This is a genomic window from Bhargavaea ginsengi (assembly GCF_900109165.1).
Classification (GTDB): Bacteria; Bacillota; Bacilli; order Bacillales_A; family Planococcaceae; genus Bhargavaea; species Bhargavaea ginsengi.
Genome location: NZ_FNZF01000002.1, coordinates 209916 through 232882 on the forward strand (window position 1 = coordinate 209916; position 22967 = coordinate 232882).

Annotated in this window: 27 protein-coding genes; 9 read left to right on the forward strand and 18 right to left on the reverse strand. The window is 52.9% G+C overall.

Going from position 1 to position 22967, the window contains the following annotated elements; translation table 11 throughout:
- Window positions 1-165: 165 nt before the first annotated feature.
- Entirely contained in the window at window positions 166-399 is a 234-nt protein-coding gene (locus BMX91_RS06230; protein WP_407640874.1) for a DUF2626 family protein, read from the forward strand.
- A gap of 52 nt (window positions 400-451) precedes the next feature.
- Here BMX91_RS06230 and BMX91_RS06235 read toward each other — a convergent pair whose 3' ends face one another.
- Window positions 452-1087, reverse strand: coding sequence for an MBL fold metallo-hydrolase (locus tag BMX91_RS06235; RefSeq protein WP_092051180.1), 636 nt, complete (start codon window positions 1085-1087; stop codon window positions 452-454).
- A 163-nt stretch (window positions 1088-1250) separates the two neighbouring features.
- Here BMX91_RS06235 and BMX91_RS06240 point away from each other — a divergent pair, with 163 nt between their 5' ends.
- The gene (locus tag BMX91_RS06240; protein ID WP_092051182.1) at window positions 1251-1430 is read left to right on the forward strand and encodes a DUF2759 family protein; all 180 of its coding nucleotides are present in this window, start codon (window positions 1251-1253) and stop codon (window positions 1428-1430) included.
- A 67-nt stretch (window positions 1431-1497) separates the two neighbouring features.
- Here BMX91_RS06240 and BMX91_RS06245 read toward each other — a convergent pair whose 3' ends face one another.
- The 9 genes from BMX91_RS06245 to BMX91_RS06285 form a co-directional block, all read right to left on the reverse strand.
- Window positions 1498-2577, reverse strand: coding sequence for a YqgU-like beta propeller domain-containing protein (locus BMX91_RS06245; protein WP_092051184.1), 1080 nt, complete (start codon window positions 2575-2577; stop codon window positions 1498-1500).
- A gap of 70 nt (window positions 2578-2647) precedes the next feature.
- Entirely contained in the window at window positions 2648-4552 is a 1905-nt protein-coding gene (locus tag BMX91_RS06250; RefSeq protein WP_092051187.1) for an LTA synthase family protein, read from the reverse strand.
- A gap of 187 nt (window positions 4553-4739) precedes the next feature.
- A complete protein-coding gene (locus tag BMX91_RS06255) occupies window positions 4740-4922 on the reverse strand; it encodes a YqgQ family protein (protein ID WP_245744312.1) in 183 nt (60 codons plus the stop codon).
- Complete coding sequence (locus BMX91_RS06260; protein WP_092051191.1) at window positions 4903-5493, reverse strand: 5-formyltetrahydrofolate cyclo-ligase; 591 nt, start codon at window positions 5491-5493, stop codon at window positions 4903-4905. Before BMX91_RS06260 ends, BMX91_RS06255 begins: the two co-directional genes overlap by 20 nt.
- A gap of 58 nt (window positions 5494-5551) precedes the next feature.
- Window positions 5552-5701: a 50S ribosomal protein L33 gene (rpmG, locus tag BMX91_RS06265; protein ID WP_008299952.1), complete on the reverse strand. Its 150-nt coding sequence runs from the start codon at window positions 5699-5701 to the stop codon at window positions 5552-5554.
- Window positions 5702-5886: 185 nt separating this feature from the next.
- A complete protein-coding gene (locus BMX91_RS06270) occupies window positions 5887-8094 on the reverse strand; it encodes a peptidoglycan D,D-transpeptidase FtsI family protein (protein ID WP_092051192.1) in 2208 nt (735 codons plus the stop codon).
- Window positions 8095-8225: 131 nt separating this feature from the next.
- A complete protein-coding gene (locus BMX91_RS06275; protein ID WP_092051193.1) occupies window positions 8226-8831 on the reverse strand; it encodes a superoxide dismutase in 606 nt (201 codons plus the stop codon).
- 109 nt (window positions 8832-8940) lie between these two features.
- A complete protein-coding gene (locus BMX91_RS06280) occupies window positions 8941-9423 on the reverse strand; it encodes a DUF456 domain-containing protein (RefSeq protein WP_092051194.1) in 483 nt (160 codons plus the stop codon).
- Window positions 9424-9450: 27 nt separating this feature from the next.
- Window positions 9451-11082: a Na/Pi cotransporter family protein gene (locus tag BMX91_RS06285; RefSeq protein ID WP_092052126.1), complete on the reverse strand. Its 1632-nt coding sequence runs from the start codon at window positions 11080-11082 to the stop codon at window positions 9451-9453.
- A 217-nt stretch (window positions 11083-11299) separates the two neighbouring features.
- Here BMX91_RS06285 and BMX91_RS06290 point away from each other — a divergent pair, with 217 nt between their 5' ends.
- The 4 genes from BMX91_RS06290 (at window position 11300) to BMX91_RS06305 (ending at window position 13979) form a co-directional block, all read left to right on the forward strand.
- The gene (locus BMX91_RS06290) at window positions 11300-11827 is read left to right on the forward strand and encodes a DUF1189 family protein (protein ID WP_092051196.1); all 528 of its coding nucleotides are present in this window, start codon (window positions 11300-11302) and stop codon (window positions 11825-11827) included.
- A 23-nt stretch (window positions 11828-11850) separates the two neighbouring features.
- Window positions 11851-12183, forward strand: a complete 333-nt coding sequence (locus BMX91_RS06295; RefSeq protein WP_092051197.1) for a hypothetical protein — start codon at window positions 11851-11853, stop codon at window positions 12181-12183.
- 99 nt (window positions 12184-12282) lie between these two features.
- Window positions 12283-13410 carry a flavodoxin-dependent (E)-4-hydroxy-3-methylbut-2-enyl-diphosphate synthase gene (gene ispG / locus BMX91_RS06300; protein WP_092051200.1) on the forward strand — a complete coding sequence of 376 codons (1128 nt, stop codon included), beginning with the start codon at window positions 12283-12285 and terminating at the stop codon, window positions 13408-13410.
- Window positions 13407-13979 (forward strand): hypothetical protein, encoded by a 573-nt coding sequence (locus BMX91_RS06305; protein ID WP_092051202.1) that lies wholly within the window; start codon window positions 13407-13409, stop codon window positions 13977-13979. The genes ispG and BMX91_RS06305 overlap by 4 nt, the downstream gene beginning before the upstream one ends.
- A 59-nt stretch (window positions 13980-14038) precedes the next feature.
- Here BMX91_RS06305 and BMX91_RS06310 read toward each other — a convergent pair whose 3' ends face one another.
- Genes BMX91_RS06310 through BMX91_RS06320 form a run of 3 tightly spaced genes read right to left on the reverse strand, consistent with a single transcriptional unit; the run spans window position 14039 to window position 16090 of the window.
- Window positions 14039-14458 carry a Fur family transcriptional regulator gene (locus BMX91_RS06310; RefSeq protein WP_092051204.1) on the reverse strand — a complete coding sequence of 140 codons (420 nt, stop codon included), beginning with the start codon at window positions 14456-14458 and terminating at the stop codon, window positions 14039-14041.
- On the reverse strand, window positions 14448-15323 hold the full coding sequence (locus BMX91_RS06315) for a metal ABC transporter permease (protein WP_092051206.1): 876 nt from the start codon (window positions 15321-15323) through the stop codon (window positions 14448-14450). Before BMX91_RS06315 ends, BMX91_RS06310 begins: the two co-directional genes overlap by 11 nt.
- Window positions 15320-16090, reverse strand: a complete 771-nt coding sequence (locus BMX91_RS06320) for a metal ABC transporter ATP-binding protein (RefSeq protein WP_092051208.1) — start codon at window positions 16088-16090, stop codon at window positions 15320-15322. Before BMX91_RS06320 ends, BMX91_RS06315 begins: the two co-directional genes overlap by 4 nt.
- A 99-nt stretch (window positions 16091-16189) precedes the next feature.
- Between BMX91_RS06320 and BMX91_RS06325 the strand changes: the two genes are divergently transcribed.
- Window positions 16190-16426 (forward strand): hypothetical protein, encoded by a 237-nt coding sequence (locus tag BMX91_RS06325; RefSeq protein WP_092051210.1) that lies wholly within the window; start codon window positions 16190-16192, stop codon window positions 16424-16426.
- 70 nt (window positions 16427-16496) lie between these two features.
- Here the strand turns inward: BMX91_RS06325 and BMX91_RS06330 are convergent, their stop codons facing one another.
- Together BMX91_RS06330 and BMX91_RS06335 are read right to left on the reverse strand one after the other, a co-directional pair.
- Window positions 16497-17384 (reverse strand): deoxyribonuclease IV, encoded by an 888-nt coding sequence (locus tag BMX91_RS06330; RefSeq protein WP_092051212.1) that lies wholly within the window; start codon window positions 17382-17384, stop codon window positions 16497-16499.
- A 1-nt stretch (window position 17385) separates the two neighbouring features.
- The gene (locus BMX91_RS06335; RefSeq protein ID WP_092051214.1) at window positions 17386-18693 is read right to left on the reverse strand and encodes a DEAD/DEAH box helicase; all 1308 of its coding nucleotides are present in this window, start codon (window positions 18691-18693) and stop codon (window positions 17386-17388) included.
- Window positions 18694-18847: 154 nt separating this feature from the next.
- Between BMX91_RS06335 and vrrA the strand changes: the two genes are divergently transcribed.
- Both vrrA and BMX91_RS06345 read left to right on the forward strand, forming a co-directional pair.
- Entirely contained in the window at window positions 18848-19330 is a 483-nt protein-coding gene (vrrA, locus tag BMX91_RS06340) for a VrrA/YqfQ family protein (protein WP_092051216.1), read from the forward strand.
- Window positions 19331-19392: 62 nt separating this feature from the next.
- Window positions 19393-20367: a 4-hydroxy-3-methylbut-2-enyl diphosphate reductase gene (locus BMX91_RS06345; RefSeq protein WP_092051217.1), complete on the forward strand. Its 975-nt coding sequence runs from the start codon at window positions 19393-19395 to the stop codon at window positions 20365-20367.
- Between the two features lie 136 nt (window positions 20368-20503).
- On the opposite strand, the gene BMX91_RS06350 is transcribed toward BMX91_RS06345, so the two are convergent.
- The 3 genes from BMX91_RS06350 to BMX91_RS06360 all read right to left on the reverse strand — a co-directional run bounded on the left by BMX91_RS06350 (window position 20504) and on the right by BMX91_RS06360 (window position 22816).
- Window positions 20504-21622: a Nif3-like dinuclear metal center hexameric protein gene (locus tag BMX91_RS06350; RefSeq protein WP_092051219.1), complete on the reverse strand. Its 1119-nt coding sequence runs from the start codon at window positions 21620-21622 to the stop codon at window positions 20504-20506.
- Window positions 21600-22316 carry a tRNA (adenine(22)-N(1))-methyltransferase gene (locus BMX91_RS06355; protein ID WP_092051221.1) on the reverse strand — a complete coding sequence of 239 codons (717 nt, stop codon included), beginning with the start codon at window positions 22314-22316 and terminating at the stop codon, window positions 21600-21602. The genes BMX91_RS06350 and BMX91_RS06355 overlap by 23 nt, the downstream gene beginning before the upstream one ends.
- 95 nt (window positions 22317-22411) lie before the next feature.
- A complete protein-coding gene (locus tag BMX91_RS06360) occupies window positions 22412-22816 on the reverse strand; it encodes a c-type cytochrome (RefSeq protein ID WP_092051223.1) in 405 nt (134 codons plus the stop codon).
- Between the last annotated feature and the right edge of the window lie 151 nt (window positions 22817-22967).

Consider the following 22967-nt stretch of genomic DNA (forward strand, 5'->3'; position numbering starts at 1 on the left):
TGCAAGGCGAAAAGGGGGCAAATTTGAATTTTGATGATTTAACATTGACAACCTTTTGTCACAATCTTGCTATCGGAATCAGTTTGCACCGCACAGTCAAAACCTATATAATGAATGGGAGATGATTATGGCACCGTTGTAAAGGAGGGAACACGCGTGGATAATATGTTCAAGCTTTGTGGCTTCTGGACAGGCATTTTCGCGGTCATGTTCTATATCGGAGACATGATGACACCGTCATTGCTCATGTTGGCAAGCACCGGATTCTTCATTCTATTCGGATATCTGAAGTTGACTGAACGCATGTACTTATATCTTTTCGGCGCTTACTTGATGGTCTTCATGGTCGGGTTCAGCTATTACACGAACTTCATTCATGTGCCGGGCGCAGGACATTAATTAAAATGTGAAACAAAAAAACAGCCGGATTGGCTGTTTTTTTATTGCTCAATTATCCGCGAAAAAACGGATTCAACCTCTTTTCGTCACCGATTGACGTCGGGTCCATGTGGCCCGGAAGGACTTCGGTCCCTTCAGGCAACGCGAATAGTTTTTCCCGGATCGAGCTGAGCAGTGTTTCATGGTCGCCTCCCGGCAAGTCGGTCCGGCCGATGCTCATGCGGAAAAGTGCGTCGCCGCCGACGAGAACCCCTTCACGCTCAAAGTAAAATGCCACGCTGCCCGGAGAATGGCCCGGCACATGGAACGTACTGAATTCGAAATGGCCGTCCGTGCGTTGTCCGTCTTCGCCGATAAGCCGGTCCGGTGCGTCTGTGCGGATATCTGGAAGATCCGCATACCTGCCGGATCCGTTCAGCATCGGATCACCGAGCCATTCCTGTTCCGCTGAATGCAGATGGACCGGTATGCCGTAGCGTGTCCGGAGATCCTCCACCGCTCCGATATGGTCAAAGTGTGCATGGGTCAGGTAAATTGCTGTTGGACGAAGATTCAGCTTTTCAATTTCCCCCGCAACCTTTGCGGCTTCCTCTCCCGGATCGAAAATCAGGCACTCGCCGGTTTCCGCTTCGGCGATGTAGCAATTCGTCTGCAGCGGACCGAGCGGATATCGATGGAATTTGATCATTTGTCTGTTCACCCCGAGCCCATTATAGCATGGCGGGTTGCCGGTGTTCATACATTCGACACGATTTGCGCTCGACAAATGAAGGTCCTTTCATTACAATAGAAGAGGAGTTTATACGTGATCTGAATCATTATCGGACTCATTGTCGGAAGGAGTGTCACCGATGAACTTACTGATGGTTATTTTTGGACTTATTGCGATTTTCGCAGCAATCGGAACAGTCCAGGCTTTCAAGGAACGCAATATCCTGAGCATTCTTTTCAATTTGGCTGCATTCGTCGTCTTCGGGGCCTTTGTCGTTCTTACGATCGCTTTCCAGGGCTACCCGCCAACACTTCACTGATCCCAACAAAGGACCGGCAAACATGCCGGTCCTTTTGCATTTTCGAGAATAAAAAAGGCGATTCCGGTCATTTCCCGGAATCGCCTTTTATTTGTTCCATCCAATTCACGACAGTCCCATCGTCCGCATTAAATAGCAGCTCGCTCATCGCACCGGTCAGGCAAAAAGAAGTCTCCGCGGAACAGGTCATAACCGGCGAATCGACCCTCGCCGCTGACTTCCGGATTCCGCGCGTGGAAATCACTGCCGGCTGCCACTGAGCGACTTCTTCCACGGCCTCTGTCTCCGTCGGCAAGAGCGTTGCAAACCGTCCCGGACCTGCAGGTTCAATTTCCGCCGGAAGAAGCCCGAGCCACCGGTCTCCCGAAGGAAGACTCATGACCGGAAGCCAATCCCCTTTTCCGCTGCCGATCAAATAGCCGATGCTGCCGTCAGCGGCGGCTTCGGCGATGGCGAATAATTTGCCGTCCGTTGAGAATTCCAGGACATTCTCCGCAATCACGGTTCCTTTGCCGTCTACGAGCGTTCCCCCGTCTTCCAGATTGCCATCATCCAGCACTTCAATCACTCCGCCAGCTCCTGCCCATACCGGAAAAGGCCCGGCATCTTCAACCGGTTCAAGGGATCCGGAAGATGCATCTGCCAGGAAGACTTCATAGTCCCAATATTCATCAAAAGCTGTCACATAAAGCTTTGTCCAGTCATCAGGATTCCAGGACCATGCAATATCATGGGACTCCACGATAATGTCCTCTTCGGCAGTATCGTCACCGATCAGCCGAAGATGGGCCTCCCCCTCCCCTGCATCCAGCCTGAGCAAAAGTCTGCCGGACGGGTGGCTTTCCGCCTCAGTGATCATGAGTTCCGTCCGGACGATCTCTTCGGCAGCCCCTTTTTCCGGTTCTACCGCGTACAGGACTGAACCCCCGGTTTCTTCGGAAGAGACGGCCAGAATCCTGCCTCCCGCATCAAACCCCAGGACAAGCGGATCTTCTCCGATATCAGGAATGGCCCGGGTATTTTCTTCAGGTTCTTCGGCACCTTCAGCTGTTCCCCCCGCTTCTGGCGGCGTTTCTTCCTCAGGCGCACAACCGGCTGTCACCAAAATAATGGCGAGCAGTCCGGCAAGCATCCGTTTTTTAATCACCCATAGCCCCCCCGTTTCGTTATCGTTATGTAAAAAAGCCTGTGCGGCAATAGTTCCGCACAGGCTTTAGTCAATCGGCTTCGCGCAGTTCAAACTCCTGCCCGGAAACCGGCTGATTTCTATAAAATCTCAGCAAGTCGCCGTTGATGATCATATCCGAATACTTCAGTTCCTGCTGAACTTTCTGCAGACCTTCTTCACAGGCAGCCGGATCCCCTTCTTCCCTTGTGGAGAGGTCGTAGCATACTTCGCCGGCATAGATGTTCTCCGGTGTAATGAAGCGGCCGTCGCGGAAGGCAACGAACTCGTCGTGCTCAGGAGAGAATATGTCTGTGCCGAACTGGATGTCATCCTTCGTCTCAATGCCCATCAGGTGCAGAAGCGTCGGCCGGACGTCGATCTGGCCGGCGAGCTTCTCGACAGTTTCCCCTTCCCCGTAGCCAGGAATGTGGATGAACATTGGAACTTTCTGGAGTTCCGCAGAAACAAGCGGCGTAATCTCTTCACCAAGATACTTGCTCATCGCCTTGTTATGGTTTTCGGAGATGCCATAGTGGTCTCCGTACATGACAATGATTGAATTGTCATAGAGCCCTTTTTCCTTCAGATCATCGAACAGGCTCTTTAAAGCTTCATCCATATAGCGGACCGCCTGGAAATAGCGGTTCAGTGTTCTCGAATTTGAATCATATTCCGGAATCAACTTGTCCTCTTCATCGAGCGTGAACGGATAGTGGTTTGTGAGGGTGATCATCCTGGAATAAAACGGCTGCGGCATTTCCGACATGATGTCCGCAGACTGTTCAAAGAACGGAATGTCTTTCATTCCCCAGTTTACTTCCTCTCCTTCACCGACCGTGTAGCTCTCAATGTCGTAGAAGTGATCAATATCAAGTGCCTGATACATCATGTCCCGGTTCCAGAAGCTTTTTCCGTTCGGGTGCATGACGTTTGTGTAATAACCGTTATCCCCGAGTTTCTCAGCCATCGAGTTATAAGTGTTCCCGCCGTGGGTGAAGAACACCGCACCTCCGCTCAACGGATAAAGGGAGTTCTCCACGATAAACTCGGAGTCGGATGTCTTCCCGAGACCGGTCTGATGGTAGAAGTTCGGGAAATAGAAAGTATCCTTGTCTTGGGTCAGGCTGTTCAGGAACGGTGTGACCTCATGGCCGTTCATATCGTTATTGATCACAAAGGACTGGAGAGACTCCATCGAGATCGCAATGATATTGCGCCCTTCGGCAACTCCGAACATTTCAGGATCAGGTTCTGCATGGTTGGCCGAAGTGTAGTTCTCAATTTCGGTCAGCTCGGTGCCATCGGCAAGTGCGCGCTGGGCATGGGACTTTGTCTGAATATAGATATCGTAGAGATGGTAGTTGTACATTCCCAGGTTCTTCACGAGCAGTTCACGGTCGAAACTCCGCGTAAGGAGCTGCGGGCGTTCCGTTTCGGCAAGGCCGAGGTTCAGGACAAGCAATGCAGCGGTCCCGACAAAATAAAGCCTGCGGAACATTGGACGCACCGCCGCCTTCACTGCGGGCTCTCCCATTTTTTTCGCTGCAAACCAGATGATCAGGATATCCGCGAAGTAAAGTGGGTCATGGATTCTCAGGCTCGACAGCACGGAAGATCCAAGGTCTCCAAAGTTATTCGTCTGGAAGAGCACAGGAAGCGTGATGAAATCACTGTAGAATCTGTAGAAAACCACATTCGCATATAAGATGATCGTCATGATCCCGCTCGTGATGAGAAGATATCTGACGGTCCCTTTCCATGTTTTCATGTACATGGAGAAGCCGTAGATGAACAGCAGGAAAAATAACGGATTGAGGAACAAAATGAATTCCTGCATCATATTATCGATTGCCATGTTAAAGCTTGTTTTATAGGTGATATAAGTTTTGAGCCACGATGCTACTACTGCAATCGTGAGCAGCAGCAGGAGTTTTGGCCTTTTCGTAATTGCCACGTCTGGCTAACCCCTTTCTGGTAGGTTTCTCGGTCTGGCGGAATGAGATTGAGGGAATGAAGACAAACACATGGTTGCTCAAATCCGAGTACCCTATATATGACGGATGTAAACGGCATATGGTTTCATTGTAAACCGAAGTTCATATTTTCTTAATACTTCATAAGGCCCGATTATCGTTCCGGCCTTATTTCCCCCTCCTGAGGATCAGCAGGGATTTTGTGAATTCACCGTTGGAGATCATTCCATTTTCATGCAGGTGGCGGACTTCCATCTCCATCAGGATCAGATCTGCATTCCGGTCTCCGGTATAGACAAACGTGCCGAACCTCTTGAGCAGCTGCATGACATCATACACGGTCTCCAACATCCGCCCCTCCCCTGCAGTCGATCACACGGCGTTCAGTGAAAATCATGTCAACAGGGATATCATGGGACTCAGCCGGCACTTCACCGGCCAGTTGCTTTTCAAACGCAAGCGAGACCGTATCTCCCCCGAAGTCCGTAAGATAACGATCATAATAACCGCCTCCGAAACCGATGCGGTACCCTGATTGCGAATAGGCAACGCCCGGGACGACCAAAAGATCGATATCCTCTTTTCCGGCGGGCTCGGTTTTATCCTCTGCAGGTTCCAGCAGGTCCATATAGACGGTCTCCAGCTGTTCATAAGAATCGATGTAGCGGAATTGCATGCCACGGTCTGACGGCGAGCATCTGGGTGCGGCTACCCGCTTGCCGTCTTTCCATGCAGCTTCGACCAGCGGCCTTGTGTCAAGCTCGGGAAACCTGGAGATGGTGACACCTATAGTGCCGGCATTTCTGTACGCCGGATCTTCCATGAGATATCGGATGGCGTCACGGCTGCGGCCGGAATAGTCCTCCGGCTGCATATTCCTCAATGAACCGAGTATGTTCTTACGGATCGTCTTTTTATCCATTACAGAAACCTCCTCCAATGAAAAAACCAAAACCGGTACCGGTTTTGGCAGGATCCGCTTACTTCGTTTCGCGGTGCAGAGTCTGTTTGTTATCACGTGAGCAGTACTTTTTCATTTCAATGCGTTCCGGATTGGTACGCTTGTTTTTGGTCGTGATATAGTTGCGCTCGCCGCATTCAGTGCAAGCAAGAGTTACATTAACGCGCATTCGGTTCCCCTCCCACTCATACAGGATAGAAATGTTTGAGCATGGTTAAGTGAGCATGATTTATACGACTGTTCCATTATAGCACAAGGCACGCCGATGTCCACTAAAGAATCTGCGTCCAAAGCACTTTTTTTCATGGGACAAACACTCTGGCCGGGCGCTTTCACGGCAACCGAAGCCAAGTGTTATTCCCCTTCCCCTTCACGGATAACCGTGCCGTCTTCCGACTCTTTCAGCGCTCCTTCGATATTGGCGCCGGCCTCTCCGCTTTTAATCCGCTGTTCCTTGAGTTCGAAGTAGAAATCAGTCATTTCCCTGGCGATTTCATTGTTCGGATGCGGAATGGAATTTGTGTTTGACGAAACGTTCGGCGCGAGAACGGCATAGGCGATCTCGGGATCCTCATATGGCGCGAACCCGACATGGGAAACATTGACGGTCGGCTTCCCGAACCATGGGTCCTTCCTGTCAGCCTCGTAATATCTGCGCTCAGCTGTCCCGGTCTTGCCGGCCGCTTTATAGCCTTCTGTGTCGCTGAATGTCGAATAAGCGGTTCCACGCCGGTCGTAGTAGACGGTGTACATGCCCTGCTTCATCCGTTCAATCTGATTGTCGCTATTGCTGACCCGGTTCAGATATTTGGCGGGAAGCTCGGTGGCAATCGGTCCAAGTTTCTTGCCGTCCGGAGAAGGTTCTCGTATTTCTTTGACGACTCGTGGTGCGACCCGGTATCCGCCATTGGCGATCGTTGAAACATATTGGGCAAGCTGCATGGTCGTGTACGTATCGTACTGTCCGATGGCAAAGTCGAGAACATTGCTTGAAGAAGGATTGGACGGGTGCTGCCCGGCCGCTTCGTCCGGCAGGTCGATGCCGGTTTCAACACCGAGTCCGAACGAGGCGAACGAATGACGGAAACGATCAATCGCCTGTGAATCGATTGAGAGCGGGCCATTCGGAACATAGGAGCCACCGCCGATGCCGATGGCGATCTTCCACATATAAACGTTGGAAGACCGTGTGATGGCCGTGATGTCATTGACCGGAATGCTATTGTACCAGTTGAACAGTGAGCGTTTTGGTGGTGTGCCCCTAAAATGCATCGGAGCATCGATCATCGTCTGGCCGACCGTTGCCCCTCCGTGTTGATAACCCGCGAGGATAGTCGCCATCTTTATGGTAGAACCGGCCTCGTAGGCATCCTGATAAGTGCCGAATGTGCGGTCATACACTTCGTACTTTCCTGTTTCCTTGTTCCGTATTGCCTGCTTGCCGACCATAGAAAGGATCTCCCCGTTATTCGGATCCATCATGACGAAGAAAATCCGGTCGAACATTTGCGAATTCCGTCCGTTTTTGATGGAAAGGACATGCCGGCTGACGACTTCTTCCGCTTTTTTCTGCAGTTCGCTGTCAATGCTCAGGACCAGGTCCTTGCCAGGCTGCCCTTCCTGTACCGGAACTGTTTCAAGGACGTTACCGGCCTTGTCGGTGATGTTTTTCGCAATGGTCTTCTGCCCCTGGAGGACTGATTCATACTGCTTCTCTATAAAGCTTTTGCCCACCCGGTCGTTCCTTGAATAACCGCGTGCCAAATAGTACTGCAAGTCATCTCCGGGAAGTCCTTCTTTAGGAGTGGTCGTCTGGCCAAGGATCGCCAATTCTGAATTCCTTACACGCTCCCAGTCAGTTGTCGTATTGACGCCGGGCAGTTCGTGGAGGCGTTCTGAAACCCTCGCATACTCCTCCGGTGTCACGTCACCGCTCTTGATGATCTGTGGCGAGTAGTTGTACCCGGAGGTCATTTCCCTATAGATGGCGAGCACTTCAACTTCTTCGGGACTCATTGCCTCCAGGTCGGCTTCAGTGATTTTATCCCGGACGAGACTGTCCAGCTCCCGTTGCCGTTCGGTTTTCGACTTAGTTTCATCCGAGTTGATGGCCTTCTTTTCCTTGTCCGATACACGATCGTAAGCCTCGTCCTTATTGAGAAGAATCCAGAAGTCTTTTTTGTCTCGTTGTGTGACATCTTCCGGATCCTTTTCAATCAGCGCGGAAAGCCCACGGGCCACTTCCAGCATTTCGTCCGTTTTTGTGGACTGCTTTTTCGTGTAGGTGATCGCCCGTTTCGGCTCGTTACCGACAAGGATCTGGCCTGTCCGGTCGTAAATTCTGCCCCGAGGGACGCTGGTATTGACCGAAATCTCCTCGGTACGCTCAATGACCCTCTTGTAATCTTCTCCTTTGACAATCTGAAGATAGCCCAGCCGGAGAACAAGCGACGAAAACAGGAGAAAAATGGTGAAGAACAGGACATTCATCCTAAAGGTGGTGTTTTTGCGAAGTTTCTGTTTTGGTGTCTCCTGCTTAGAGGATCGCCTGCGGCGGTTCACGCGGCTTCCCCCTTTCCTTGCGAATTTCTACGAGAATTGTACCTCAAACCAACAAAAAAAGCACACACCAACGGGACGCCCGTGGTGTGTGCGGGGTTTCCGGCATCGCCGGAATTAGGCTGAGAAAACGATTATTTTGCTTCTTCGTAGCGCTTGGAAACTTCTTCCCAGTTTACAACATTCCAGAATGCCGATGCATATTCAGGACGGCGGTTCTGATACTTCAGGTAGTACGCGTGCTCCCAGACGTCAAGTCCGAGTACTGGCGTCTTTCCTTCCATAAGTGGAGAGTCCTGGTTCGGAGTCGAAGTGACTTCGACTTCGCCGTTGTTTACGACGAGCCAAGCCCAGCCGGAACCGAAGCGGCCCTTCGCTGCTGTTTCGAACTCTTCCTTGAATTTGTCGAAGCTGCCGAATTTCTTGTCGATCGCTTCAGCAAGAGCTCCGGATGGCTGTCCGCCGCCGTTCGGCGAAAGGATCTGCCAGAAAAGCGAGTGGTTGGCATGGCCGCCGCCGTTGTTGCGGACTGCGGTTTTCTTTTCTTCCGGTACGGAATCGAAGTTACGGAGAACGTCTTCGATCGATTTTTCAGCAAGATCCGTTCCTTCAACTGCAGCGTTGAGGTTTGTCACATACGTGTTGTGGTGCTTCGTATGGTGGATCTCCATCGTTTCTTTGTCGATGCTTGGCTCCAACGCGTCGTACGCGTATGGAAGTTCTGGCAATTTAAAAGCCATTTCACATTCCTCCCGGGTTCAATTGATTGACTACAACCTTCACATTATCAAACTTGTTGCACAGCTTCAAATAAAAAGCACCGCCGAAATGGCGGTGCAATAAAGTATCTCAGGAAACCACGACAACAAACAGCAAAATCATAACAATCTGGATGGCACCCTTTACGCCGACAGACGTCAGGAACCCGATCAGCGACCCTAGTCCGCTTCTCAAAGCCTGGTTCAGCCCTTTCCGGTTGACCAGCAGTTCGCCAAGCACGGCACCGATAAATGGGCCTGCCAGAATCCCGATCACCGGTATGACAAATGGTCCGACCAGGATTCCGATGGTACTTCCCCACAGTCCGGCCTTTGTGCCGCCATACTTTTTCACGCCTACCGCGTTCGCCAGGAAGTCAGCTCCGAAAAGCAGGATGACGAACAGGATTTCGGCCAGCCAGAACCACCAGGGCAGTTCAGCAAATGAATAGAACAGCCCGTAAAGGACGAATCCCAGGAAAACAAAAAGAGAAGCGGGGATCACCGGATAGACCAGCCCGATGAACGCAATGATGAAACTCAGGATGATCAGCGTCCAGGCAATGATGGCCATTTAGGTCCTCCCCCTTCTCTTTTCACATTATACGTTGCGGCCCAGAATCGATTCCGCAATATTGACGGCGTGGTCGCCGATGCGCTCCAGGTTGCTCACGATATCGACGAAGACGATACCGGCCTGTGCGGAACATTGGCCATCGTTCAGTCGTTGGATGTGCTTTTTGCGGAACTTCCGCTCCATCTTGTCGATGAGATCTTCTTTTTCTGCGACTTCACGGGCGATTTCCGCATCGTGATGGTTAAGGGCTTCAAGAGAGCGGCTGACCGTATCGATGGTCAGGCTGAACATTTCATCCAGGTCCGCCAACGCACCTTCAGTGAGTACAACGCGGTTGGCCTCGCGGTAGTCGATCAGTTCGATGATGTTTTCAAAGTGGTCGCCGATCCGCTCAATGTCGCGAACCGTCTCCATCAGGATGACGTGACGTTCAGATTCGATCGCACTGATCGGCTCCGCAGAAATCTTCACGAGATAATCTGTGATCCCCCGGTCAAGGTTATTGATCGCATCCTCCAGCTGGTACGCCGTTTCAGAATGCTTTTTCTCGCTTGTTTTCAGATATGTGTATGTCTCGTTCAGGCCGCGGACAGCGTATTCGCCCATCCGGAGAATCTCTTCTTTTGCCTGCCCGATCGCGATTGACGGCGATTGGCTGATAAAGGAAGGATCCAGGTGTTTCGGCTTAAATTCGATCGATACATCCTCACCTGGAATCAGTTTTGTCACTACGTATGCCCAGACACCGATCAGCGGGAATTGAATGATGGTATTGGCCACGTTAAAGGAGCCGTGTGCAAATGCAATCTGCATTTTCGGTTCCAGGCCGAGCACGGACGACAGCCAGCTGACATATGCCGTGAACGGTACGAGGAAAATCAGGAAAACGATCGACCCGATCACGTTAAACAGGACGTGAGTGGCTGCCGCACGCCTGGCCGCGACAGATGCACCAAGAGATGCAAGAACAGCAGTGATTGTTGTACCGATGTTGTCACCGAACAATATAGGCAGTGCCGCCCTCAGGTCTACAAGCTGCTCGGCATACAAGCCCTGCAAAATCCCGACTGTCGCACTGGAGCTCTGGACGATCAGTGTAAAGACCGTACCAACGACAACGCCGAGAAGCGAGTTTTCGCTCATCGATAGGGTCAGGTCAATAAACGCCGGAAGTTCCCGGAGAGGCTTCATGCCACCGCTCATCAGCTCGAGCCCGAGGAAAAGGCCCCCGAAGCCGAAGACGACTTCACCCAGGTTTTTAATCTTGTCCTTCTTAAAGAAGAACAAAAGGAAGGCACCCACACCCATAATCGGAAGCGCATAGGCTCCGACATCAATACCGATGATAAAGGCAGTGACCGTTGTCCCGATGTTGGCCCCCATGATGACCCCGATCGCCTGGCGGAGTTTCATGAATCCGGCACTTACCAGGCCGACGACAATGACTGTCGTCCCTGAGCTGGATTGGATCAGGATTGTGACGACAACCCCGACCAGGACGCCCATGAACGGATTGGTCGTGAAACGGTCCAGAATATCTCTGAGCCGGTCGCCGGCTGCTTTCTGGAGGGCGTTCCCCATAAAGTTAATGGAAAACAGGAAGATCCCCAGTCCGCCGATAAACTGGAATATCATCTCTGTCCAATTGATTTCCACGAGTTCATTCAACCCCATTCGACAAAAATTAATGCTTGTCCATTATGTAGAGTGGTCCAAGCGATTGTAAAGAGGAACTTTAAAGAATTTACAATACGTTAACAATCGGGGTTCCGGGCGTCATAGAACTTTCGTTTTCTCCCCACAGATGTACCCTTACACGTGGTAAACTAAACGGGTTAGGGAGGCGATCGATCTGAATCTGAAGTTCCGGCAAATGTTCCTTTCGGCTTTTTATGAACCGAAAAAACTGGCCGCCTACCGTCTTCTGCCATTCGGCAAGGTCGTGAAATATATCTTTGTCTTCGTCCTGCTCACGGCTGTACTATCATTCATCAGTTTTTCCCTTTCCTCGGGTGCCATCCTCGAAGAGACGGGAATTCCGGCTGAAGAACTTAAGGGCATCGGACCGCTCCTCTACCCGGCAGCTTTCGTTCTCCAGTTTCTGATCTCCACTTTCTATTTCTATATTAAGGCGAGCATTGCTGCACTGGCGGGCATGGGAATGATCCGGCTCCGCAGCCGCCGTGGCGAGTACCGCCACTTGTGGCGAACATCAGCCGTCGCATTGACTGTCCCGACCCTGCTGCTTCTTGCCGACGATTTGCTGGGAGGAGCCATTCCTTTTGCCGCACCGCTTTCTTGGGCCGTAGCCCTAGTTTATATCTGGCTCGCGGCAGGCTATTATCCCAAAAATGCACCTGTTAAGAGACCAGCGGCGCATAAACCCCCAGTCCGTTCATAGAATGTGGAAAAGGGGGTTTTTCCATGCGGATTTTCCTGGCCGCCATCGTGATCCTGATCATTTCCTACTTTATCAGAACCGATCTGCAGGAAGGGACCATCCCGAAAGCGGCATTTTATTCGGCGGAGGCAGGCGGCTCCTGCCAAGAGACAGCCCAGCCGGACGTGATTCCGGTAACACTCGTGGAGGGCGACACCGTACGTTCTTTATTCGCACTTTATCCTGATGATATGGACCTCCTCACGCGACTGAGCGAGTTTTATAATCTGAATCCCCACCTTAAGAACCAACAGCCCGCTGCAGGCAGCACCGTCTTTTTGCCCCTGTCGCCGGACAGCGGGGAATCGTGCGGGTGACCCGGGGGCTGCCCGTATCCGGATTACTTGTCTAAGATGGAATGCATTGATAGAATAATCGAAGTGAAGGCACCGGCCTGCTAAAGGAGAGAATGACATATGGGTGAAATTACACACCGTTCAAAAACCCGTCCGGTCCGAGTTGGAAACCTGACGATCGGCGGCAGCAACGAACTCTTCATTCAGAGTATGACCACAACAAAGACACATGATGTGGAAGGAACCGTAGCCCAGATCAAGCGTCTGACGGAAGCGGGCTGTCAGGTTGTCCGGGTAGCTTGCCCGGATGAGCGCGCAGCCTATGCCATCGGCGAAATCAAAAAACAGATCGACATCCCGCTAGTCGTGGATATCCACTTTGACTACCGCCTCGCGCTCATTGCAATCGAGCAGGGTGCGGATAAGATCCGGATCAACCCCGGAAATATCGGAAAACGCGAACGTGTTGAACAGGTTGTCAAGGCCGCGAAAGAAAAAGGCATTCCGATCAGAATCGGCGTTAACGCCGGATCGCTCGAGCGCCATATTCTTCAGAAGTATGGCTATCCGACTGCTGAGGGCATGGTTGAAAGTGCCCTGCACCACATCAAGATTCTCGAGGATCTCGACTTCCACGACATCATCGTGTCGCTGAAAGCCTCCGATGTCCAGCTGGCAGTCGATGCTTACCGTTTGGCATCGCAAGCATTTGATTATCCGCTCCACCTCGGCATCACCGAGTCCGGAACCCAGTTTGCCGGTTCGATCAAGAGTGCAGCCGGTCTCGGCACCCTGCTGAGCATGGGGATCGGAAACACACTCCGTGTCTCACTCAGTGCTGACCCGGTTGAAGAGATCAAAGTAGCCCGTGAACTATTGAAAGTCTTCGGCCTTTCGTCCAATGCGGCAACCCTCATTTCCTGCCCGACATGCGGACGCATCGAGATCGACCTGATCTCTATCGCGAACGAAGTGGAAGAATACATCTCCCACATCAAAGCGCCGATCAAGGTTGCTGTTCTCGGCTGCGCAGTAAACGGCCCGGGCGAGGCACGCGAAGCGGATATCGGCATCGCCGGCGCACGCGGTGAAGGTCTTCTCTTCATGAAGGGCGAGACCGTCCGGAAAGTTCCTGAAGAAACGATGGTCGATGAGCTTAAGATGGAAATCGACAAGCTTGCAGAGGAGTATTTCGAAAACAAGCGCCGCGAAGAAGAGCTGGCGCTCCAGGGGGATGCGGCAGAGTGAATCCGCTCCGCCTCGGAATCGATATCGATGGGACGGTAACGAGCCCATCTTCGCTCCTGCCCCACATCAACAAACGATTTGGACAGGCATTCAAACTGGATGACATCACCGATTATAGCCTGACCGCTTCATTTCCGATGCTGGACCCAAAAGAGTTTGGCATCTGGTTCAAGGAAGCAGAACCGGAAATCTACCGGACTTCCCCGGCGCATGACTATGCACAGGAAATCCTGAACAAGTGGAACCGGCTGCATGAGCTTTACTACATCTCGGCCCGCGGACTGGAAGTCAAAGATGTCACGTTCGGCTGGTTCAGGGAGCAAGGCATCCCCTACCGGCACATCGAACTGACAGGCACCCACCGCAAGATCGAGGCCGCAATAAAACACGAAGTCGATGTGTTCTTTGAAGACAAGCACGACAATGCCGTCGATATCCACGAGGAAGTCGGCATTCCCGTCCTGCTGTTTGATGCCCCCTACAATCGCCTTCCAGCCCCTCCCGGAGTCGTCCGGGTCCGGGACTGGCGCGAGGCTGACCGATGGATCCAAACTGAATTCGGCACATAAAAAGCGTGAGGATGCGAACTCCTCACGCTTTTTCATATTTAATGGCAGCTGCGGCCTTTTTAGCTTGCGCTTCTGCAGTCCGGGCATTGTCCGTATACTTCAAATTTATGATCATCAATGACGAACGCCGGAAGGGCGCGGGAGACCTGTTCCATCGGACACACATCTAGTTCCTCGGTTCTTCCGCAATCCATGCAGATGAAATGATGGTGGTGTCCATGCCGGTCGCAGTGCATGCGGAACTTTCGCTCTCCTCCCAGCTCTGTTTCCTCGAGAATCTTAAGTTCGGAGAATGATGTCAGGTTGCGGTACACCGTATCCTGGCTCATGGTCGGATGGTCGGCAGCAAGCGCCTTTTTCACATCACCCGCAGACAGATACCGGTCCTCGAGCTCAAGCAGCCGAAGAATCGCCTCGCGGCTCGGCGTACGCTTGAACCCTTCGGATTTTAGCCGTTCTATGGCCAGTTCAAAGTTCACTGTTCCCCACCTCCTCTTTCTTTGAAGCCATCCGTGATGCGGTGAACTTTTTCCCTGCAAGCACGGCAAGCAAAATAAGGATTGAGATGACGACAATCGTCCCGCCCGGTGCAAGGTTCAGGTAGAATGCAGCAAAAAGACCTCCGATCACCGACAACTCTCCAAACAATGCCGAATAAAACATCGCCTGACGGAAGCCTCCGGAGATCTGCATTGCCGCAGCGACCGGAATGGTCATGAGCGACGAGACAAGAAGAATTCCGACAATCCTCATCGAACCGGCGACGACAAGGGCCGTCACAACCATAAACCCGATATTCAGAGCCTTAGATGAAATTCCCTGGGCCCTCGAATATTCCGGGTCGAATGACATCGTGAACAGTTCCTTATAGGTCAGTATGATGAACAAGGCAGTGATGAGGGCAACAATAACAATGGTATATAGATCCTCACGGCTCACGGCTGAAACCGAACCGAAAAGATAGCCGACCAGGTCGGTGCTGAAACCCTGTGCAAGAGAGATGAAAATGGCGCCGATTGCAATCCCGCCGGACATGATGATCGGGATGGCAAGCTCCTCATAACTTTTGTACATTTCCCTTAGCCGGCCGATCAGCAGTGATCCGGTAACCGAAGAGCCGATACCCAGGTAAAGCGGGTTCAGCGCTGCAAGCGCGGCCACATTCTGGCTCAGGAAAAGACTGCCCGCAATCCCGGCAAGCGCAACATGGCTGAGTGCATCAGCGATCAGTGCCAGCCTCCTTACCACGATGAACAGGCCGAGCGCAGGTGCAATGAGACCGATGATCAGGCCTGAAGCAAAAGCGTTCTGAAGAAATTCATAATCGAAAATAGCTGAAATCATGCATCTGCCGCCTTCCTGTCATGATGAACACGGCGGACTGCATGACCATACCATTCGTTCCTGATCTGGTTTTCCTGACGGCTGTATTCTTCGTGCGGTCCATGGAAGTGGATTGAACGGTTAACACAGGCGACATGGGACACCAGCTGGGAAACCGTGTCCACATCATGGGTGACGAGAACGATTGCTATCCCTTTCTCACGGTTTAGCCGGCCCAGCATATTATAAAACGACTGCATATGCTTGCGGTCGATGCCGACCGTCGGCTCGTCAAGGACGAGGAGTTCAGGGTTGCTGATGAGCGCACGTGCAATGAACACACGCTGCTGCTGGCCGCCCGAAAGGTCGCCGATCCCGCGGCCTGCAAACTCTTCCATGCCCACCGCCGCAAGCGCCTCGTCCACTTTTTTATCGGCATCTGCCGGATAGCGCCTGAACAGTCCTGTCTTTTTGACCAGGCCGCTCCGGACGACTTCTCTCACCGTTGCCGGGAAGGCCCGGTTAAACGCATTGGATTTCTGCGAGACATAACCGATCCTCTCCTTCTCCCGGAAATTGGCTGCCTCCTGTCCAAACAGCCGGATCCGGCCTGACAGCGGTCTGATCAGACCGAGTATGAGTTTGATCAATGTGGATTTTCCCGATCCGTTCGGTCCGATGACCGCCCAGAATTCCCCTTTTTCAACGGTGAGGAAGATATGTTCGAGCGCTGATGTTCCACCGTACCGGTAGGACACATCTTCAAGCTCTATCAATGGTTCTGTCATGTTGCTTCCTCTTTTCCAATTCGGAATGACTACGATTTACTTAAAGAAGTATAGTACAGTTCCCCGTTGTTGTAAATGATTTGAGAATGGAGGACCAGGATGAATCTAAATGGGTTGATTGGGGACCTGAAACGGATGTCGGACGGTGAGCTGCGGGAACTGGCCGGACAATACGGGGTCATGCTTACGACAAGTGAAATCAGGAAGCTGCGCCCGCTGCTGGATGAAGTCTCAGTCAGCTTTTTGTGGACCGGTGTTCCGGAAACGCTGATCCGCAAAGTGGAGTCGGTCATCGGAAAAGAACGGACCCGTCAGATCCTCGATGAGCATTGGTGAACCGGGACAATTAAACAGGCTGCGGAAGCATCTCAAGTGAGACGCTTCCGCAGCCTGCTGATGTTTGGGCTTAAACCATGAGGGCTTCGATCGGTTCGCGGCTGAACGATTTCTCGCGCAGCATGGCGATCTCGTCACGGTATGGGGCTTTGCGGCTTGCTTTGTCCGGTCCGACCCAAGGGGTTTCCAGTATCTTTGGTAGTTCGGCGAATTCCCCGAGATGGACGATCCGGGAAAGGGCGTCAAATCCGATATGGCCGAAACCGATATTCTCATGCCTGTCCTTTCTGGCGCCGCGCTCATTTTTGCTGTCGTTGACATGGATTACGGAAATCCGGTCGAGTCCGATCACTTTATCGAATTCGGTGAGTACGCCATCCAGGTCATTGACGATGTCGTACCCTGAGTCATGCACATGACAAGTGTCGAAGCAGACCGTAAGCCGGTCGTTCCGTTCAACGCCGTCAATGATCCTTGCAAGCTCATCAAATGAGCAGCCGCACTCCGATCCCTTGCCCGCCATTGTCTCAAGAGCGATCCGGACTGGCGCTTCCGCCTGAAGGGCTTCGTTCAGACCCTGGATGATTTTCGCAATCCCCTTGTCCGTCCCCTCGCCTACGTGGGCTCCCGGGTGCAGGACAATCTGGTTCGCGCCGATCGCTGCCGTCCGATCGATCTCACTCTGCAGAAAATTCACGCCGAGTTCGAACGTCTCCGGCTTAACCGAATTTCCGATATTGATGATATACGGGGCGTGGACCACAATATTGGAAAGTCCGTTTTCCTCCATATGAAGGCGGCCGGCAGCGATATTCAGTTCTTCAATCGGTTTGCGCCTAGTATTTTGTGGTGCACCGGTATAGACCATGAACGTCGACGCCCCGTATGAAGCAGCTTCTTCGCTTGCCCCGAGCAGCATTTTTTTGCCGCTCATGGACACATGTGATCCGATCAGCATTTTACTTTCTCCTCCCCTGCCGGGATTCCTTGCGCTTCTCCTTGCGCCGGATATCGGCCACTTGCTTTTCTATCTTCTTCTTGTATCCAGGCTTTACTTTGGTCGGCCTGCGGACCTGACGTCGGATCTTTTCATCCAGTTCACGGTCGGTCTTCTGGCGCGTGGAACGGGAATGGCGCTCCTTCAATTCGGACCATTCACCTTTTTTCACATCACGGTGAACAAACGGCACGCCCATTTTCTCGATCCGTATGAGCGCGTCTTCATCGGACGGTTCATATAACGTGATAACGGTTCCCTGGAGACCGGCCCTTGCAGTTCTGCCGGAGCGGTGTACAAAGAATTCAAGATCTTCCGGAAGGTTGTAGTTGATGACATGGCTGACACCCGGAATATCAATTCCACGTGAAGCAAGGTCGGTCGCGACGATATATTCGAATTCCAGTTCGCGGACCCGGTTCATCATCTTCCGGCGCTCACGAGGTGTGAGATCACCATGGATACGGCCAGTCTTGATTCCCTGGGCCGACAGGTACTCACCGACCTCTTCTGCCTCTTTTCGTGTGTTGGTGAAGATGATCGCCAGATAGGGATTGAGCCCCTCCATGACATGAAGCAATTTCTTTTTGCGGTCCATGCTCCTCACTGGGACAAGCGGGAACTCGATCCCCTCTGCCACCGGGCGGCGCTCGCCGACTTTGACATGCTCGGGCGATTCCATATATTTATTCAGGAATGGTTTCAGCTTTTCCGGTATGGTCGCGGAGAAGACGTACATCTCAAGTTCTTTAGGCATACGGGAAGCCACCTGATCGATATCCTCGATGTAGCCCATATCAAAAGCGAGATCGGCTTCGTCGATGACCAGAATTTTAGCCGTATGGGCCAGCAGCGCATCCTGCTGGACGAGATCACGCAGCCTTCCGGGTGTCCCGACCGCAATGTGCGGCTGGGTCTTCAGCTTGTCGATGGAGCGCTGCTTGTCCGTGCCACCGATAAAGAGCCCGGAGCGGATGTCCGTCCCTTCTGTCATTTTTTGCAGTTCCGAATGGATCTGCTCCGCCAGTTCCCTGGTAGGCGCAGCAATGACAGCCTGGACCGTTTCGGCTTCTGTATCCGCACGTTCAACAATCGGGATCAGGAAACTGTGTGTCTTTCCGGTCCCTGTGTGGGCCTGTCCGATGGCGCTTTTTCCGGCAAGCATCAGCGGAATGACCGCTTCCTGCACCGGGGTCGGTGTTTCAAACCCTATTTTCCGGATGGCCTCTTGAACAAAAGGCTGGAGTTTCATATCTGTGAATTTCGGCATTCGTTTTCCTCCTCAACTGACCTTCATTTTAACACAGGCGGGCCGGATTCTCCCGTATCTTGCGGAGCGGCCCGATTGCGGGGAATCGGTGGCATTGCGGGGGGATCCGCATATGATTAAAGGAGAGCGTATTTTATAGAAAGGAGTCCGCCGGATGCGATATCAGTCATTTTACCCGTTTTCAGGCGGCGGAGGCGCTACCCGGATGCCGTTCGGCCAGCCTCCGCAAAGCGGCATGTTCAACGGCCCTCCAGCCGGCTTCGGAATGAATCCCGGCTTTGGTCCCGGAGGGGGTGGAGGAAGAGGTTTCGGTGGCGGCAGAGGCCCCGGCCCGGGAGGATTCGGTATGCCGGGCACAGCCGGAGGCCAGGGTGGCTCACGGCTTGAGAACTACATGAGAACCGCCGATAAATTCCTGTCCACCGCCCAGCAACTGTCTCCTCTGATCAGCCAGCTAAGCCCGATGATGCAAAACATCCCCGCGCTTTTCCAGATTTATCGGGGCTTCTCCGGAACACCGTCGGCAGGCGGAGGCGGCAGCCAGGCAGCCGGAAGCGCGCCGCAAAGTCGTGCGGATGCCGTCGCACCGAGGCCCGACGGGAATTCCGTTCCCCGCATTTTCCAGCCGCCTTTTTGAATCTTTGAATCCGCGGCCACGCTCGGCTATAATAGGGGCAGTGACCTGAAGGAGTGAAATCCATGAATGTAATCAAGATTTCGCCGAGGGGCTACTGCTATGGAGTCGTGGACGCGATGGTTATCGCCCAGAACGCCGCCATGGACAAGTCGCTTCCGAGGCCGATCTATATACTGGGAATGATCGTTCACAACAAACATGTGACCGATGCATTCGAACAAGATGGCATCATCACGCTTGATGGGCCGAACCGCAGAGAGATCCTGGAGCAAGTCGAAAACGGAACGGTCATCTTCACCGCACATGGCGTCTCTCCGGAAGTCCGGGAGATTGCCCGCCGCAAAGGCCTTGTCGCTATCGATGCGACTTGCCCGGATGTGACGACCACGCACGATCTGATAGAGGAAAAGACCGCAGAAGGCTATGACATCATCTACATCGGCAAAAAAGGCCATCCGGAACCGGAAGGCGCCATCGGCGTCGCTCCGGACAAGGTCCATCTGATCCAGACGCTGGCGGATGCCAATGCCCTGGATATCTCCGCCGACAAGCTGCTTGTCACCAACCAGACGACGATGAGCCAGTGGGATGTCGCCGAGATCATGGAACGCCTGCAGGAACGCTATCCGAACCTGGAAGTGCACCGCGAAATCTGCATGGCAACACAAGTGCGCCAGGAAGCAGTTGCCGAACAGGCAGGAGACGCCGATCTGCTGATTGTCGTCGGAGATCCGATGAGCAACAACTCCAACCGCCTGACCCAGGTCTCCATCGAGATCGCCGGCACGCCGTCTTACCGGGTCGAAGATGTCTCCGGCATCGACCTGTCCTGGCTCGAAGGCGTGGAGACTGTCGCCGTCACTGCCGGTGCATCCACTCCGACACCGATCGTCAAGGAAGTCATCAACTTCTTTGACCAGTACGATCCGAACGACCCTGCTACGCATGACACCACTTCCAAAGTGAAGCTTGAAAAGATCCTTCCGCGCATCAAGACTCCGAAGCCGGTCAAGCGGATCGATCCATACCCGGTCTGAGGGAACTAAAAGCGGGACTGCCTCCAAAAAGAGCAGTCCCGCTACATACTGCAGACAAAGTGAGCGATTTGCTCCTTTGTCTGCAGTTTTCTTTTTCTGCAATAATCAGGATTACCTCTCCTGAATGCATATGCTTTTACATAAACCTGAAAGGTTCCGTGATAATTGCCGATTCGATAAAGCCGCATTTGATGCCGGCTTTTTCCGCGTCCGTTTCCAGTCGTTCCCTGACTCCGCCGACCATAATCCGTTCAATGTGGTGTCCGGGATCGACAATGGATAAACCGAGGTTTGCTGCATCCTGGGCAGTATGGAAATCGATGTCCCCCGTCACCAGCACGTCGGCTTTTTTCCGGAGAGCCGCATCCACATACTTGCCACCCGATCCCCCGAGGACGGCCACTGTCCGGATGCCACGACCACCTCCGTCCACCACGCGCAGCGCGGGAACGGCCATTTGTTTTTTTGTATATTCGGCAAACGCATCAAGGCTCATTGTTTCAGGCAAGCTTCCGACCCGTCCGATACCATACTCTTCCATTCGTTGATCCAGGACGAAAAAGTCATAAGCGGGCTCCTCGTAAGGATGCGCCTCGATCATCGCCTGTTCAACACGGCCTCGGATCGAACCGGTCAGCACCACTTCAATTTTCGTTTCAGCAACTTCTTCTTCCTTGCCGACACTGCCGATATACGGGTCTGCACCGGCTGCCGGTGTGAAGCGGCCGGTACCCTCCAGTTCATAGCTGCAGTGGGTATAGTCCCCGATAGCACCTGCTCCGGCATCCCCCAGTGCCTTGCGAACTTTTTCCACACTGTCATGAGGCGTGAAGACGGACAGTTTAAAAAGCGGTTCCCTGTAGGTCTCTTCAAGGACGGAGATATCGGAAAGGCCAAGCCTCTCCGCAAGCATGTCGTTCACTCCGCCCGGGGCCACATCAAGATTTGTATGAGCTGCATAGACGGAGATGCCGTGACGCAGGCACAACTCGACGATTCTGCCCTGAGGGGTATCTGTGCGCACTGATTTCATCGGCCTGAACAGCACCGGGTGGTGGGCGATCACAAGTCCTGCACCTGCATCGGCCGCTTCCAGGATCACGTCCTCTGTCACATCGAGCGTGATGAGCACTTTTTCTGCAAAAGCGTCCGGCCGGCCGATCTGGAGGCCGATCGGGTCCCAGTCATAGGCCATTTTTTTAGGAGCCCATTCCTCCATCAGCCGGATGATGTCATTGACGGTTGTCTTCCCCATTTTCGAGCACCTCCAAAATTTGTCCGAGTGAGCGCCTGAGTTCCTCTTCCTTTGCATCCCTTTCTGATGAAGGGGATGCTTCTTTTATCCGATCCAGTATTTTTTGGAGTGAAGCGGCTTCATGCTCCCACTTCTTCCTGAACGTCTCAGGCTTTCGCTCGGACAATATTGGCCCGAAACGCAACTCCAGGTCATCATAGGACGCACTGCCCCGCTCAAGCACGAGGATTTCATAGATTTTCCTGTCTTCCTCGAGAATTTCCTCCTCGACAATATGCCAGCCGTTTTTTGCCGCCCAGGACCGGATAGCCAACGCGTGGATATTCGGCTGGAGAACGAGGCGGCTGACATTCTTCAGACGGTCCTTGCCGTCTTCGAGGATCGAGGCGATCAGCGGGCCGCCCATTCCCGCGATGGCGACCGTGTCGACGCCGTCTTCCTCGCGGATTGCAGCGAGACCGTCTGCCAGGCGCGCTTCCACCTTGCCGTCCAGTCCCGCATCACGGATCGTGGCCATTGCGGACTCATAGGGGCCTCTTGCCACTTCTCCGGCTATGCCCTTGCGGATCCGCCCGTCAAGCGCCAGGTGGGCCGGCAGATAGGCATGGTCACTGCCGATGTCCGCCAGCACCGCATCACGGCCGATATATGAAGCGACTGCTTGCAGCCGCATAGACAGTTTGTTCACATTCACCTTCTGACACCTCCTCTGTCAATTGTAAACAACAATCCTGAAAATGTTAAAGCCCTTATCCGGATTTCCGGACAAGGGCTCCTAAAGCAAGTTCATTATTGAAGCGAGAGGACCCATTCAGCCATCGCGTCGAGGTTCTCGTCCGGGACGAGACCGCCAGGCATTGCGCCTTTACCGTTCTTCAGAACGTCTTTGACTTCATCTGCACTTGAATCCAGGCCTACAAGGCTTGGACCGACAGAACCTTCATAGTTCTGGCCGTGGCAGGAAACACATTTACCTTGTGCCAGTGCCTCTGGATCAAAGTCACCGGAAGAAGCTTCGTCTCCGCCTTCACCACCGGCCTCGCCAGTAGCGGTATCGCCGCCGCTATCCTCGGATTGCTCCTGGTCAGCTGCAATTTCTTCCTTGTTATCCAGCCCGTAAAGAGACATGAAGAAAATAAGGCCGATTCCGAGTGCCATAATCAGGATATAAGGTACGACAGGATTTCTGTTCATCGACTAAAACCCCCTTTTCCGTGAGATAGCTGTACAATTTATATACAGTGAACAATACATATTGTACTTCATTCCCCCGAAAACTGAAAGCATTAGCCGGGAAGTTTTGCGACTTTGTGACAAATTCGGCAAAAGTCCGCGCGGCTTCGGG